This is a genomic window from Halomonas sp. GXIMD04776, assembly GCF_049808615.1.
Taxonomy (GTDB): Bacteria; Pseudomonadota; Gammaproteobacteria; order Pseudomonadales; family Halomonadaceae; genus Modicisalibacter.
On record NZ_JBNCAN010000006.1, the window covers coordinates 39922 to 53424 of the forward strand.

12 protein-coding genes are annotated in these 13503 nt (G+C 59.4%); 4 read left to right on the top strand and 8 right to left on the bottom strand.

What is annotated here, in order from left to right; genetic code table 11:
* Positions 1-94: 94 nt before the first annotated feature.
* Positions 95-2860, bottom strand: coding sequence for an aconitate hydratase AcnA (gene acnA, locus ACPF7Z_RS05440; protein ID WP_425192170.1), 2766 nt, complete (start codon positions 2858-2860; stop codon positions 95-97).
* A gap of 380 nt (positions 2861-3240) precedes the next feature.
* On the opposite strand from acnA, the gene ACPF7Z_RS05445 reads away from it, so the two are divergent.
* The 3 genes from ACPF7Z_RS05445 (at position 3241) to trxB (ending at position 5478) form a co-directional block, all read left to right on the top strand.
* A complete protein-coding gene (locus ACPF7Z_RS05445) occupies positions 3241-3450 on the top strand; it encodes a CPXCG motif-containing cysteine-rich protein (protein ID WP_425192171.1) in 210 nt (69 codons plus the stop codon).
* Between the two features lie 284 nt (positions 3451-3734).
* On the top strand, positions 3735-4337 hold the full coding sequence (locus tag ACPF7Z_RS05450; RefSeq protein ID WP_425192172.1) for a peroxiredoxin: 603 nt from the start codon (positions 3735-3737) through the stop codon (positions 4335-4337).
* A 187-nt stretch (positions 4338-4524) separates the two neighbouring features.
* Positions 4525-5478, top strand: coding sequence for a thioredoxin-disulfide reductase (gene trxB / locus ACPF7Z_RS05455; protein ID WP_425192173.1), 954 nt, complete (start codon positions 4525-4527; stop codon positions 5476-5478).
* Positions 5479-5499: 21 nt separating this feature from the next.
* Here trxB and ACPF7Z_RS05460 read toward each other — a convergent pair whose 3' ends face one another.
* Positions 5500-5751, bottom strand: coding sequence for a SlyX family protein (locus ACPF7Z_RS05460; protein WP_425192174.1), 252 nt, complete (start codon positions 5749-5751; stop codon positions 5500-5502).
* A 122-nt stretch (positions 5752-5873) separates the two neighbouring features.
* Here ACPF7Z_RS05460 and ACPF7Z_RS05465 point away from each other — a divergent pair, with 122 nt between their 5' ends.
* Complete coding sequence (locus ACPF7Z_RS05465; protein WP_425192175.1) at positions 5874-6338, top strand: cold-shock protein; 465 nt, start codon at positions 5874-5876, stop codon at positions 6336-6338.
* A 105-nt stretch (positions 6339-6443) separates the two neighbouring features.
* Here the strand turns inward: ACPF7Z_RS05465 and ACPF7Z_RS05470 are convergent, their stop codons facing one another.
* From ACPF7Z_RS05470 to ACPF7Z_RS05495, 6 genes are all read right to left on the bottom strand, one after another.
* Complete coding sequence (locus tag ACPF7Z_RS05470) at positions 6444-6830, bottom strand: hypothetical protein (RefSeq protein WP_425192176.1); 387 nt, start codon at positions 6828-6830, stop codon at positions 6444-6446.
* 7 nt (positions 6831-6837) lie between these two features.
* A complete protein-coding gene (gene dapE / locus ACPF7Z_RS05475) occupies positions 6838-8004 on the bottom strand; it encodes a succinyl-diaminopimelate desuccinylase (protein WP_425192177.1) in 1167 nt (388 codons plus the stop codon).
* A gap of 51 nt (positions 8005-8055) precedes the next feature.
* Positions 8056-9081: a 2,3,4,5-tetrahydropyridine-2,6-dicarboxylate N-succinyltransferase gene (gene dapD / locus ACPF7Z_RS05480; RefSeq protein WP_425192178.1), complete on the bottom strand. Its 1026-nt coding sequence runs from the start codon at positions 9079-9081 to the stop codon at positions 8056-8058.
* A 29-nt stretch (positions 9082-9110) separates the two neighbouring features.
* Positions 9111-9461: an ArsC family reductase gene (locus ACPF7Z_RS05485; RefSeq protein ID WP_425192179.1), complete on the bottom strand. Its 351-nt coding sequence runs from the start codon at positions 9459-9461 to the stop codon at positions 9111-9113.
* A 46-nt stretch (positions 9462-9507) separates the two neighbouring features.
* Positions 9508-10710: a succinyldiaminopimelate transaminase gene (gene dapC / locus ACPF7Z_RS05490; protein ID WP_425192180.1), complete on the bottom strand. Its 1203-nt coding sequence runs from the start codon at positions 10708-10710 to the stop codon at positions 9508-9510.
* A gap of 117 nt (positions 10711-10827) precedes the next feature.
* Positions 10828-13503, bottom strand: a complete 2676-nt coding sequence (locus ACPF7Z_RS05495; RefSeq protein ID WP_425192181.1) for a [protein-PII] uridylyltransferase — start codon at positions 13501-13503, stop codon at positions 10828-10830.

Genomic DNA, 13503 nt, shown 5'->3' on the forward strand with positions numbered 1-13503 from the left:
CCTCTCTTATAATGGAAAACGGCCCATCGACAATGTCGATGGGCCGTTCATTTACTGACAATACGAGCGGGCATCATGGATGCCCACATCATGGTTACAGCATATTGCGCAGCACATAGTGCAGGATACCGCCATGGCGGTAATAGGCCATTTCGTTGACGGTGTCGATGCGGCACTTGGCATCCAGAGTCTTTTCACCCTTGTTGCTCTTGATGGTTACCTTGACGCTGGCGCCTGGCTCGAGATCGTTGAGCCCTTCGATGGAGAAGGTCTCGTCACCGGTCAGCCCTAGGGACTTGCGATCCTCTCCTTCAGGGAATTGCAGCGGCAACACTCCCATGCCGATCAGGTTGGAGCGGTGGATACGCTCGTAGGATTCAGCGATGACCGCACGCACACCGAGCAGCCGCGTGCCCTTGGCCGCCCAGTCCCGCGAGGAGCCCGTGCCGTACTCCTTGCCGGCCACCACCACGAGCGGCGTATCGTTCTCGGCGTACTTCATGGCCGCATCATAGATCGCCATCTGCTCGCCGGAAGGCACATGGCGAGTGTAGCCACCCTCGACATCGTCGAGCATCTCGTTGCGGATGCGTACGTTGGCGAAGGTGCCGCGCATCATGACTTCGTGGTTGCCGCGCCGCGAACCGTAGGAGTTGAAATCCTTGGGCTCGACGCCGTGCTCCTGCAGATAGCGCCCTGCGGGGCTGTCGGGCTTGATCGAGCCCGCCGGCGAGATATGATCCGTGGTCACCGAATCACCAAGCATGGCCAGCACCTTGGCGCCCTTGACGTCCTCGATGGCGTCGGGCTCCTTGCCCATGCCTTCGAAGAACGGCGGATGCTGAATGTAGGTGGAGTCCTTCGACCATTCGTAGACCTTGCTCTTCGGCACCTTGATGGACTTCCACTGCTCGTCGCCGTCGAATACCGAAGCATACTCCTTGCGGAACATGTCGGTCTTGACCTTCTCTATCGCTTCTGCGATTTCCGACTGGGAAGGCCAGATATCCTTCAGGTAAACCGGCTTACCGTCCTTGTCTTCTCCAAGTGGCTCTTTAGAAAGATCTAAGCGCACGTTACCCGCCAAGGCATAAGCCACGACCAAGGGCGGTGAGGCCAGCCAGTTGGTGGGGGAAAGTGGGTGAATGCGGCCTTCAAAGTTACGGTTGCCGGAGAGCACCGAGGCCACGGTCAGTCCGCCGTCGGTGATAGCTTTCTCGATGGCATCCGGTAGCGGGCCGGAGTTACCGATACAGGTAGTGCAGCCGTAACCCACCAGATTGAAGCCGAGTTCGTTGAGGTCATCCTGCAGATCGGCCGCTGCCAGATACTCGGTGACTACCTTGGAGCCCGGCGCCAGGGACGTCTTGACCCAAGGCTTTCTCTTGAGTCCTTTCTTCACCGCGTTGCGGGCGAGCAGGCCGGCGGCCATCATCACGCTAGGGTTGGAGGTATTGGTACAGGAGGTGATGGCGGCGATGACCACCGCGCCGGGATGGAGCTTGAATTCCTGGCCCTCATGGTTGACGTCTTGGCTATTGTCGCGTTCGAAATAGCTATCCTTGACGCCCACCGCTGTCTGGCCGCCCTCGGAGAACAAGCGTCCCTTTTCTTCGGATGACGTTTCCTTTTCCCCCACAGGGGTGGGCTTACTATGGGAATTGTCATCCAACAGCTTCTCGAAAGTCGCTTTCATATCGGAAAGTTTTACCCGATCCTGAGGGCGCTTAGGGCCCGCCATGCTGGCTTCGACATCCCCCATGTCGAGTTCCAGGGTGTCGCTATAGATCGGCTCATGGCCGGGTTCACGCCATAGGCCCTGCTCCTTGGCGTAAGCCTCCACCAGAGCGATCTGATCGTCCTCACGGCCGGTTAGACGCATGTAGTCTAGGGTCTGGTCGTCCACCGGGAAAAAGCCACAGGTGGCACCGTATTCCGGTGACATGTTGGCAATGGTGGCCCGATCCGCCACCGGCATGTCCTTGAGACCGTCACCGTAGAATTCGACGAACTTGCCGACCACGCCTTTCTTGCGCAGCATCTCAGTCACGGTCAGCACCAGATCCGTTGCGGTGATGCCTTCCTTGAGTTTGCCGGTGATCTTGAAGCCAATGACCTCGGGAATCAGCATCGAGACCGGCTGGCCGAGCATGGCGGCCTCGGCTTCGATGCCGCCCACGCCCCAGCCGAGGATCCCCAGGCCGTTGATCATGGTGGTGTGAGAGTCGGTACCCACTAGGGTGTCGGGGTAGGCGAAGGTCTTGCCGTCCTCCTCTTTGGTCCATACCGTTCTGCCCAGATACTCCAGGTTGACCTGGTGGCAGATGCCGGTGCCCGGCGGGACCACGCGGAAATTATCGAAGGCCTGTTGGCCCCAGCGCAGGAATTCGTAGCGCTCGTGATTACGTTCCATCTCGATGGCGACGTTGTCCTTGAACGCTGAGGAATCACCGAAGTGATCGACCATCACCGAGTGGTCGATGACCAGGTCGACCGGGGAGAGCGGATTGATGCGCGCGGGGTCCTCTCCCAGACGCTCAAAGGCATCGCGCATGGACGCCAGGTCGACGACGCCGGGAACGCCGGTGAAATCCTGCATCAATACACGAGCGGGACGGTAGCCGATCTCTCGGGTGGAGCGGGCCTCTTTCTGCCAATCGACCAGCGCCTGAATGTCATCACTGGAAACGCTCTCGTCGTCGGCGTAACGCAGTTGATTTTCGAGCAGCACCTTGAGCGTGAAGGGTAGCCGCTTGATATCGCCGAACGCCTCGGCGGCCTTGGGCAAGCTGTAATAGTGATAGGTGGAACCTGATGCCTCGAGGGTGCTCAAGGTATCCGGTGTTTTATCCGTGCTCATGGAACTCCTCCTTTATTGTCCCCGGTAGCTGACTGGTCCGTCGAAATGATGCCGCTTCAACTGACTTGGCTACGAGGATACGGGTCACTTGCTTATCCGAATTTTGGACGTCCGGTGCTTATTTAGCAGCTTAGCAGCATACTCTGCCAAAGAGGCTGTCTGCTGTCCTTTACTACTTCCTTACATGGGCATGATAGAGGGGAAATTCAAGCATCTGCCAGCAGCGCGAGGCTGGAATGGTGGCGATGCGGTGTGGCAGTGGCTGCATGGGCGTCATCGTTACGTTTCCTGAAAAGCCCGGGTCGCTTGTAAGTGCCACTTGAAAGTGCGCTGTACAGACACCACATCCAATGTTGGACAAGGCGTCAAGGCAGTTTGGCATGTACGAAGAAATGCTCAATGCGCATCCCGTGGATTGCCCTTACTGCGGTACGGGTTTCGAACTGCTCGTTGACGGTAGTCAGGGAAGCCATGTCACCTGGGAAGACTGTCCTCGCTGTTGTGCGCCGATCCAGATCGGTGTCGAGGTGTCGGAGGTGACAGGTGAGCTGGAGCGCTTGCTGCTTGGCCGCGACGACGATGTCATCTAAGGAATCACTGCATAAATGTCTGCGTGAACGAATTGCTGCGTTGCGCGGTGCTCGAAGACTCGCCTAACACCATGTTATGTCTCGTCTTCTGTGCTCCGTGCGCCTTGCACTTCATCGCACTCGGCGATTTATTCAGCGCTTTCCCAGCGCCTGTATCACCGGCACTCCGATAGGTTACTGCTATGCGTTCTATTGGGGTAATCAAATTGGCAAATGCCGGTTTAGCCCCTAGGCTATGCACCGAATTCATTTGAAACGATCAACTCGATCACAAGGAGACATGAATGAGCGTATTGGTTGGACGTCAAGCACCGGATTTTGAAGCTGCGGCCGTTCTTGGTAACGGTGACATTGTCGAGAACTTCAAGTTGTCCGACAGCAATGGCAAGTTGCGTGTACTGTTCTTCTGGCCGCTGGACTTCACCTTCGTCTGCCCCTCCGAAATCATCGCCCATGATAATCGTCTGGCGCAGTTCAAGGAGTTGGGTGTCGAAGTGATCGGTGCGTCCATCGATTCTCAGTTTTCCCATTATGCCTGGCGCAAGACATCACCGGACAACGGTGGTATCGGTGAAGTCGGCTTCCCGATCGTTGCCGACGTCAAGCACGAGATCGTACAGGCCTACGGCATCGAGCATCCGGAAGCCGGTGTTGCGCTTCGTGCGTCTTTCCTGATCGACGAAGAGGGTGTCGTTCAGCACCAGACCGTCAACAACCTGCCCTTGGGCCGCAACGTCGATGAGATGCTGCGCATGGTCAAGGCGCTGCAGCACCACCAGAAGCACGGTGAAGTCTGCCCCGCAGGCTGGGACGAAGGCCAGGAAGGCATGAAGGACAACGCGGAAGGTGTCGCCAAGTACCTGGGCACTCACTCCACGGAACTGTAAGTTTTTCGATGCCACAGGGCGGCCCTCAGGGTCGCCCTTTTTGTTAGTATGAGCCTGATCAGCACGATTCCTGGCTTTCTGCGGACTGGGTTCTACATGGCGCAACGAGTTCAGCCCCCAGATTGTCTAATACGATAGCCTGCAAGCCGTGCGTAGCGGTCTTCGGCGAGATATGTGAGATCCCTGTATGAGCGAAGCTCGTCACGAACGCTTGATCATCCTTGGTTCCGGCCCTGCCGGTTACTCGGCTGCCGTCTACGCGGCGCGTGCCAACCTCAAACCCCTGTTGATCACCGGTATTCAGACGGGCGGGCAACTGACCACCACCACCGATGTGGATAACTGGCCCGGAGACGATGCTGGAGTGCAGGGGCCCGAACTGATGGAACGCATGCGTCGACATGCCGAGCGCTTCAATACCGAGGTGCTGTTCGATCACATTCACGAGGTCGAGCTACGCCAACGTCCCTTCACACTCAAGGGCGACAACGCTACCTATACCTGCGATGCCTTGATCATCGCTACCGGCGCGACTGCGCGCTATCTGGGTCTGCCCTCCGAACAGCAGTTCATGGGTCAGGGTGTATCCGCCTGTGCTACCTGCGATGGGTTCTTCTATCGCAATCAAGAAGTAGTGGTAGTGGGTGGCGGCAATACCGCCGTGGAAGAGGCGCTGTATCTGTCCAACATCGCTTCCAGGGTTACTCTGGTACATCGTCGCGACAGTTTGCGGGGCGAAAAGATCCTGCAGGACAAGCTGTTCGAGAAGGTCGATGACGGCAATATCCATATCGAGTGGAATCATACCCTCGACGAGATAGTGGGAGATGGTTCCGGAGTCACCGGTGTGCGCCTTAAATCCACTTTGGATGGCAGCATCAAGGAGCTGTCGGTTCCTGGGGTGTTCATCGCCATCGGACATACCCCCAACACCGGTATCTTCGAAGGGCAACTGGAGATGGCGAACGGTTACATCAAGGTCAAGTCGGGGCTCGAGGGTAATGCCACCGCTACCAGTGTGCCTGGCGTATTCGCCGCCGGTGATGTCATGGATCATGTCTATCGTCAGGCGATTACCTCCGCCGGCAGTGGTTGTATGGCAGCGTTGGACGTGGAGCGATATCTCGACGGTATCGATTGAGGTCTTCTTCAGCCGTCTTCTTCAATAATGGGGCGGCTTTTCGTCTTCTGGGGAGTAGTCGTTCCCGTCCGGGTCCATGCCTTTCAGCCACTGATGCTGTTCTCGCAGGTGCCTGCGCATCAGATCGCTGAGCCGTTCCAGTTGCATTAACCGTTGCTCCTGCCTCGCGACTGTTTGATCTAGTGTGTCCAGCCAATGCTCCTGATGAGCCAGCCGGCTTTCCAGTGCTTCAAATCGCCGTTCCAGGCGGGCAAGCGTAGTCTCTTTCGTCATGCTAGAATCCTTGCGCTATGGGTCGCCGGTCATCGCGATACCTTTGCATCTTTGCCCCGGATACCCTTTTTGGTGTGGCTCGGGGCGGTCATTGTTTATCACAACAAGAGAATCTGAGGGCCATGAATCGTAAGGTTGTAATCCGTTGTAGTATCGTCAGTCTTCTGCTTGCCGCTGTCGCTCCTGTGCTGATCGCCTTGTTTATCGCGTTATTTGGCGGCCCTGTCGCCGATTTATTATTGGATGCCCTAGCATCGAACGGCGTATTGTCGGCTTATTTTGCCACTGCGCTGGCGGTGCTGGTCGTATTGTTGATTGCGACACTGACCCTGCATCTGTTGACCCCGAAACTGGTCAACCTGGCAGACGTCGAGAATGATGATCGCGAGATTGGCGAGGTCAAGTGGTTCAACGTCAATAAGGGCTATGGTTTCATCACCCGGGAAGACGGCGACGATGTGTTCGTGCATTTTCGCGCCATTCGCGGCAAAGGGCATCGCACCCTCGCTGAGGGGCAGAAGGTGCGTTATCACGTGGTGGAGAACGAGCGTGGGTTGCAGGCCGATGACGTCACCGTCATTACTTAGGGATAGGTTGCGCTCGATTCTCAACCCCTGGATGAATTGGTCGCTTCTGTAATGACACCAAAACGCCTTGCCCTGATCGATAGGGTGAGGCGTTGTCGTTTCTGCCTACCGTCCCGAGTCCGGCCATTCGATGACGCCTTCGCTTGCATCGGGATGCACCTGCCAGAAGCGATCCGGGTCGTCACCGGGTTGCCAGCCACCTAGGGAGCAGCGTACCTCGCAGCCTAGCTCCCTGGCAGCCTGGCGGGCACAGTCCGCATCGCGTTGCCAGGGAGTAGTGGGGCTGTCGAACCATAGGCTGGCATAGCCATCCGCCGCTTTCTCGACAAGCAGGATGGGAATGCGCTCACCATGACAATGCCCGTGACTGCGCCACTTGCGCTTACCGGCCGGGGTGAGAGGGGAGGCGTTCAGCTTTTCTCCTAACCAGGTATCAAGCCGCTCGATGATGACTTCAGACAGGTAGATTTCGATGTCAGGATAGCGCTCCATGGGCACCTCAGCTGAACAGCCGTTTTATGATCGCTTCGTAGACACGGCTAAGCGTGTCCAGGTCGGCGGCGGGCACTCGTTCGTCAATCTTGTGAATGGTCGCGTTGAGCGGTCCCAGTTCAACTACCTGACACCCCAGGGTGGCGATGAAGCGTCCATCCGAGGTGCCGCCGGAGGTGGATAGCTCGGGTCGTTGAGCGGTGATCTCCTCGACACCCGCTACCGCAGCCTCAAGCAGGGCTCCCTCGCGGGTCAGGAAGGGTTCACCGTTGAGCGTCCAGTCAAGACGATAATCGAGACCGTGCGCGTCCAGGATCGACTCGGTGCGCTCACGAAGCGCTTCCTGGGTGATCTCGGTGGAATAGCGGAAGTTGAACACCACCTCCAACTCGCCGGGGATGACGTTAGTGGCGCCGGTTCCGGAGCGAACGTTGGATATCTGGAAACTGGTCGCGGGAAAAAAGTCGTTGCCGTCATCCCAGTGCTCACGGCATAGGGCGTCGAGGGCGGGCGCGGTTTCATGGATGGGGTTGCGCGCCAACTGGGGGTAAGCGACATGCCCTTGAATGCCGTGTACGTGCAGCACCCCGCCGAGGGAGCCGCGGCGACCGTTCTTGATGACATCGCCCAGCCGCTCACTGGACGATGGCTCGCCGACGATGCAGTAATCGATGCGTTCATGCGTCTCGCGTAGATGCTCGACCACCGCTCGAGTGCCGTCCCGGGCTGGCCCTTCCTCATCGGAGGTAACCAGAAAGGCGATTCTGCCGGGATGATCGGGATGTGCGGTCACGAAGCGCTCCACTGCGGTGATCATGGCCGCCAAGCTGCCTTTCATGTCTGCAGCGCCGCGACCGCATAGCATGCCGGTGTCATCGATATGCGGTTCAAAGGGCGGATATTGCCACTGGTTTTCGGGGCCGCTGGGCACTACGTCCGTGTGGCCAGCAAATGCCAGTACCGGCCCGTGATGGCCATGTACCGCCCAGACGTTATCGACATCACCAAAGGGCAAGCGCTCGATGCGAAAGCCAAGGCGCGCCAGACGCTCGATCATGACCTCCTGACAACCGGCGTCATCCGGGGTGACCGAAGGGCGCTGCATCAGGTCGATGGCAAGCGCAAGGGTGGGTGAGAGAGCGGTGGAGGTCAGGGCAGTATCCGACGAGGGCATGTAGAGTCCTGAAAAGGGATGAAGCAGCGCCCGCTGTGCGGGCGCCGGCGATCAATTGTGCGCATGCAGCGCCTCATTCAAGGCGATGGCACTCTTGTTGGTCAGACATTCGATGCGGCCGCTGACCGAGTTGCGGCGCAATAACATATCATCCTGACCCGCCAGCTCGCGAGCGGTGACGGTTTTCACTTCTTGGCCCTGATCGTCGAGCAACGCCACCTTGGCGCCGGAGGTGATGTAGAGTCCTGCCTCGACGGTGCAACGATTTCCCAGCGGGATACCGATACCCGCGTTGGCGCCGATAAGACAGCCCTCGCCGACCTTGATGACGATGTTGCCGCCGCCGGAAAGGGTGCCCATGGTCGAGCAGCCTCCGCCCAGATCCGAGCCCTTGCCCACCACCACGCCGGCGGAGATCCGGCCTTCGACCATGCCCGGCCCTTTGGCACCGGCATTGAAGTTGACGAAGCCTTCGTGCATCACCGTGGTGCCTTCGCCTAGATAGGCGCCGAGACGTACCCGGGCGGTATCGGCAATGCGCACGCCCGCGGGTACCACGTAGTCGGTCATCTTGGGAAACTTGTCGACACAGTCCACGGATAGTGGACGACCTTCCAGGCGCGCTCTGAGGCGGCGTGCCGGCAACTCCTCGATATCGATGGGGCCTTCATTGGTCCAGGCGATGTTGCGCAGTACGCCGAACATGCCACTGAGATCGACGCCATGGGGCTCGACCAGTCGATGCGAGAGCAGATGCAGCTTGAGATATACCTCCGGCACGCTTTCCGGAGGCTGGTCGGACTCGATGAAAACGGCGACCAAAGGGCGTTGACTGGCGGTAAGCGCTTCGGCCAGCTCCGCTTGTTCCTGGCTTCCGGCCTCCTTCAATGCCGTGGAAAGTGCGGCACAGTGTTCGGGCAGAAAGCTGACCACGGTATTACCGGACGGAGCATCGAGGGCTTTGCGAGCCGCGACGACCAAGGCGTCATCCGGCTCGAACAAGGGGGCCGGGTAGTAAATATCCAGCCAATCGCCTTGGGTGTTCTGGCTGCCGATTCCGAAAGCGAAGCTCAGCATGGGGATCTCCTGAAAAGTGATAAAGGGGATTAGTGGGTCAGCGTCCTGTAATCGTCACTCTTGAAACCAACGATCAATCGTTCGCCGGTGTCGAGCAATGGCCGTTTGAGCAGGGTCGGGTGTGTCAGCATCAGGGTGCGGGCACGGGCGGCATCGTCCTTGGCCGCTTGCTGTTCGCTGGGGGCGAGGGCTCGCCAGGTGGTGCTGCGGGTATTCAACAGTGCCCCCAGACCGGCGTGATCGATGAAGCGCTCGAGTAACGCCTCGTCAAGCCCCTGTTCGCGCAGATCGTGATAGCGATAGGACGTGCCTTGGGCATCGAGTGTCTTGCGTGCCTTGCGGCAGGTGTCGCAGGTCTTGATACCATAAAGCGTGATCATCTCGCGGGTCTCTCCACAAATGCCAGGCCAGGAATGCCGGGAATGTTCAATAACGCCGTTCGACGAAGCGGCGAATACGTCGGGCGGCTTCCAGAGTGGCATCCACGTTGGCCACCAATGCCATGCGTACGTGCCCGGCGCCGGGATTCCCCTGAGGGCTGTCTCGGGACATATAGCGTCCTGGCAGCACTGTCACATGCTGCTCGGCGTAAAGTTCCCGAGCGAAAGCCTCATCGTCGCCGTCGGGCACCGCCGGCCACAGATAGAAACTGGCCCGGGGCGGTGCGAAGTCCAGCACCGGCGCAAGGCACTCGCTCACGGCGGCAAATTTCTGCCGGTAGGCGTGACGGTTGGCCAGCACATGGGGCTCATCACGCCAGGCGACGATGGACGCCTGCTGTACCTGTAACGGCATCGCGCACCCGTGATAAGTGCGATAGCGTGCGAAGGGGGTGATTAACGCTTCGTCGCCGGCCACGAAGCCGGAGCGCAATCCGGGCAGATTGGAGCGTTTGGATAGCGAGTGGAAGACGATACAGCGTCGGTAGTCGTGACGGCCCAGGGCGACACAGGCCTCAAGCAACCCTGGGGGGGGCGCGGACTCGTCGAGATAGAGCTCGGAGTAGCATTCATCCGAGGCAATGATGAAGTCGTGTTCATCTGCCAGACGGATCAGCCGCTTGAAATCCTGAAGCGGTGTCACCGCTCCGGTAGGGTTGCCCGGTGAACACACGAAGACCAGTTGCACCTCGCTCCAGGTTTCTGCAGGCACGGCCTCCAAATCGGGCCGAAAGCCGTTCTCCGCATGGCAATCCAGGTACAGCGGCTGACCACCGGCGAGCAGCGTGGCGCCTTCGTAGATCTGATAGAACGGATTGGGCATGGCAACCCGGGCCGGGCGGCTGCGGTCCAGTGCGGCCTGGACGAAGGCGAAAATCGCCTCCCGGGTGCCGTTGACCGGCAGCACCTGGCGCTGCGGATCGAGGCTTTGCGGTACCAGACCGAAACGCCGGGTCGCCCAGTCGGTGATCGTACCGCGAAGTTCCGGCAATCCCAGAATGGTCGGGTAGCGAGCCGCCTCGCCCGCATGGCGGTTGAGGCTGTCGAGTACGCAGGTCGGCGGAGCATGCTGGGGTTCGCCGATCGAGAGCGGAATGTGCGCGAGATCGGTGGGCGCATTCGCGCTGGCCATGAGCGCTTTGAGTCGCTCGAAAGGGTAGGGCCTGAGGGCGTCGAGTTCCGGGTTCATGAACGATCCAGTGGTGCCCGCCGACATTGGCCGGTGGCAGTGGTGAAGCACTCGATTATAGGGAAGCGGCGAGGGCGCCACAAATCGTGGAACGAATAGCCGATTTAGATTGCTGAATCACACATCCAGCGCTTCGCACAGACGCTCACGAAGACGAGTCTGGCGCGAGCGATCCATGAGGGGGGCGCCGTTGCGATCGGTAATGAAGAAGACGTCTTCCACGCGTTCGCCAAGGGTAACGATCTTGGCCGCCGAGAGGGCAATCTCCTGTTCCATGAAGATACGCCCGACCCGGGCCAGCAAGCCGGGTCGGTCCGGGGCGATCAGTTCGAGCACGGTGCGTTCGTTGGCCGGGTCCTGCTCGATCAACACTCGGGTCGGCACCCGAAAATGCTTGAGTTGTCGCGGCGTATGGCGATTGACGATCTGAGGGTAGTCATCGGGGTCATCGAGCTCTTCCACCAGGTGGCGACGAATGTCCTCGAGCCTGGAGGCGTCGCGGATCGGCTCGTCGTGATTGTCGAGCACAATGAAGGTATTGAGCGTCCAGTCGCTGCTCGAGGTGGCGATGCGCGCATCGTGAATCGACAGGTCCAACTGGTCGATGGCGGCGGCACTGGCGGCGAACAGGTCGTTTACCGAGCGGGTATGGATGAAGACCTTGGTACCGCCTTCGCTTGAGTCTTCCGCCGGCGCACTGATCATGATCAAGGGCAACGTGGAGTCACCATGCTCGAGAATGCCCTGGGTCTGCCAGGCGATTTCGCTGGGTTGGTATTGCACGAAGTAGTCGTCGCCCAACGTGTCCCAGAGGCGCTCGACCCGCGCCACATCGGTACCCAGGGTGCGCAATAGCGCCAGCGCCTCGGCACGAGTTTCGGCGATCCAGTCATCGCGATCGATGGGGTTTTCAAGTCCTCGGCGTAGCGCACGCTTGGTCTCGCCGTGCAACTGGCGCAGCAGCGTGGCGCGCCAACCATTCCATAATGTCGGATTGGTCGCGTTGATGTCCGCCACGGTAAGGACATAGAGATAGTCGAGACGTATCTCGTCACTTACCTGTTCGGCGAATTCGCGGATCACGTCCGGATCGCTGATGTCACGCTTCTGAGCGGTCATCGACATCAGCAGATGCTGCTCGATCAACCAGCTGACCAGACGCGTGTCCCGTGCCGATAGGCCATGACGCTCGCAGAACTCCACGGCGTCTCGGGCGCCAAGCAAGGAGTGATTGCCACCACGCCCCTTACCGATGTCGTGATACAGCCCGGCGATCCACAGGAGTTCCAGCTTGGGCAACTGATGGACTAGAGTGGCAGCGACAGGGAATGCCTCGCGGCTCTCGGGCTCACGGAAATGCTGCACGAACTTCAGCAAGCGCAGAGTATGGGCGTCTACCGTATAGATGTGAAACAGATCATGCTGCATCAAGCCCACGGCCTGGCCGAATTCTGGAAGGTACTTGCCGAGCACGCCGTAGCGATTCATGCGCCGCAGCTGACGGGGAACGTTGCCACCACTGCGCAGCAGTTCCATGAAGAGGCTCTGATGGCGAACGTCGTTTCGGAAGGCGTCGTCGATCTGATGACGTTGATCGCGAATCAGGCGAATGGTCTGGGCGCGTACGCCTTCGATCCGAGGATGCTGGGCCATCAGCAGGAAGAGCTCGAGCAGTGCGGCGGGACGACGGCGAAATACCCGGTCGTCACGGGCCTGGATATAGCCCCCCTTGATCTCGAAACGCGCATTGAGCGGTTCGGTCTCGAGCATCTCGTCGGCGCGCAGGATGACCTCGTCGAAATGCTGCAGCAGCATGTCGTTGAGTCCTGCCAGCGCCGTGACATGGCGATAGTAGCGCTTCATGAACTGCTCCACGGCCAGACGCTCCGGGGTATCGCGGAAGCCGAACAGTTCGGCGATGGCGCGCTGATGATCGAACAGCAGTCTATCCTCGGCGCGGCCGGTGAGCATGTGCAGGGCATAGCGCACCTGCCATAAAAATGCCTGCCCCTGGCTGAGGATGCGCAGCTCAGCGTCGTTCATGAAACCCTGGGCGACCACGTCTTCGTAGCGCAGCAGGCTGAAATGACGCTTGGCGACCCAGCCGATCATCTGAATGTCGCGTAGACCGCCGGGGGAACTCTTGATATTGGGCTCGAGCTGGTATTCGGAGTTGTTATGACGTCGATGCCGCGCTATCTGCTCCTGCCACTTGGCCTCGAAAAAGCGATGAGAAGGCCACATATTGCGCGAGGACAATTGTTCGCGCATGGTCTCGCGTAGCCGGTCGGGGCCGGCCAGGGTGCGGGTCTCGATCAGGTTGGTGATGACCGTGACGTCTGCTTCCGCCTCGCGCCGGCAATCCGCCAGGGAGCGCACGCTGTGGCCGATCTCGAGACCGATATCCCACAGGAGGGTGATGAAATCGCTCAAAGGCTCGCGATAAGGGGTATCGTCATCCCGCTCCAGCAACACCATGAGGTCGATGTCCGAATGCGGGTGCAGTTCGCCCCGCCCATAGCCCCCCACCGCAAGCAGAGCGATGCCGTCATCGGGCCAGTTGTGACGTGCCCAGGCGAGCTCGAGCAGACGATCGAGGCACCAGGCGCGTCCATGCACCAGATCACGAATGTCCGCGCCGCCATGAAAGCGTTCGTCGAGACGGCTCTGAATGGTATCCAGTGCCTGCTTGAACAGCACTACCGGTGAACTGCTGGCGGCAAGTTCGCTGCGCAAGTCATCGGTATCGAATAGCGTCTCGTCGGGCTCGAAGCGGTAGTGGTGTAGGAGCAT

What these genes read in the sequence shown, in the direction of transcription:
- acnA (WP_425192170.1), bottom strand. Translation starts at nt 2,860, where the DNA reads ATGAGCACGGATAAAACACCGGATACCTTGAGCACCCTCGAGGCATCA.
- ACPF7Z_RS05445 (WP_425192171.1), top strand. Translation starts at nt 3,241, where the DNA reads ATGTACGAAGAAATGCTCAATGCGCATCCCGTGGATTGCCCTTACTGC.
- ACPF7Z_RS05450 (WP_425192172.1), top strand. Translation starts at nt 3,735, where the DNA reads ATGAGCGTATTGGTTGGACGTCAAGCACCGGATTTTGAAGCTGCGGCC.
- trxB (WP_425192173.1), top strand. Translation starts at nt 4,525, where the DNA reads ATGAGCGAAGCTCGTCACGAACGCTTGATCATCCTTGGTTCCGGCCCT.
- ACPF7Z_RS05460 (WP_425192174.1), bottom strand. Translation starts at nt 5,751, where the DNA reads ATGACGAAAGAGACTACGCTTGCCCGCCTGGAACGGCGATTTGAAGCA.
- ACPF7Z_RS05465 (WP_425192175.1), top strand. Translation starts at nt 5,874, where the DNA reads ATGAATCGTAAGGTTGTAATCCGTTGTAGTATCGTCAGTCTTCTGCTT.
- ACPF7Z_RS05470 (WP_425192176.1), bottom strand. Translation starts at nt 6,830, where the DNA reads ATGGAGCGCTATCCTGACATCGAAATCTACCTGTCTGAAGTCATCATC.
- dapE (WP_425192177.1), bottom strand. Translation starts at nt 8,004, where the DNA reads ATGCCCTCGTCGGATACTGCCCTGACCTCCACCGCTCTCTCACCCACC.
- dapD (WP_425192178.1), bottom strand. Translation starts at nt 9,081, where the DNA reads ATGCTGAGCTTCGCTTTCGGAATCGGCAGCCAGAACACCCAAGGCGAT.
- ACPF7Z_RS05485 (WP_425192179.1), bottom strand. Translation starts at nt 9,461, where the DNA reads ATGATCACGCTTTATGGTATCAAGACCTGCGACACCTGCCGCAAGGCA.
- dapC (WP_425192180.1), bottom strand. Translation starts at nt 10,710, where the DNA reads ATGAACCCGGAACTCGACGCCCTCAGGCCCTACCCTTTCGAGCGACTC.
- ACPF7Z_RS05495 (WP_425192181.1), bottom strand. Translation starts at nt 13,503, where the DNA reads ATGCTCCTACACCACTACCGCTTCGAGCCCGACGAGACGCTATTCGAT.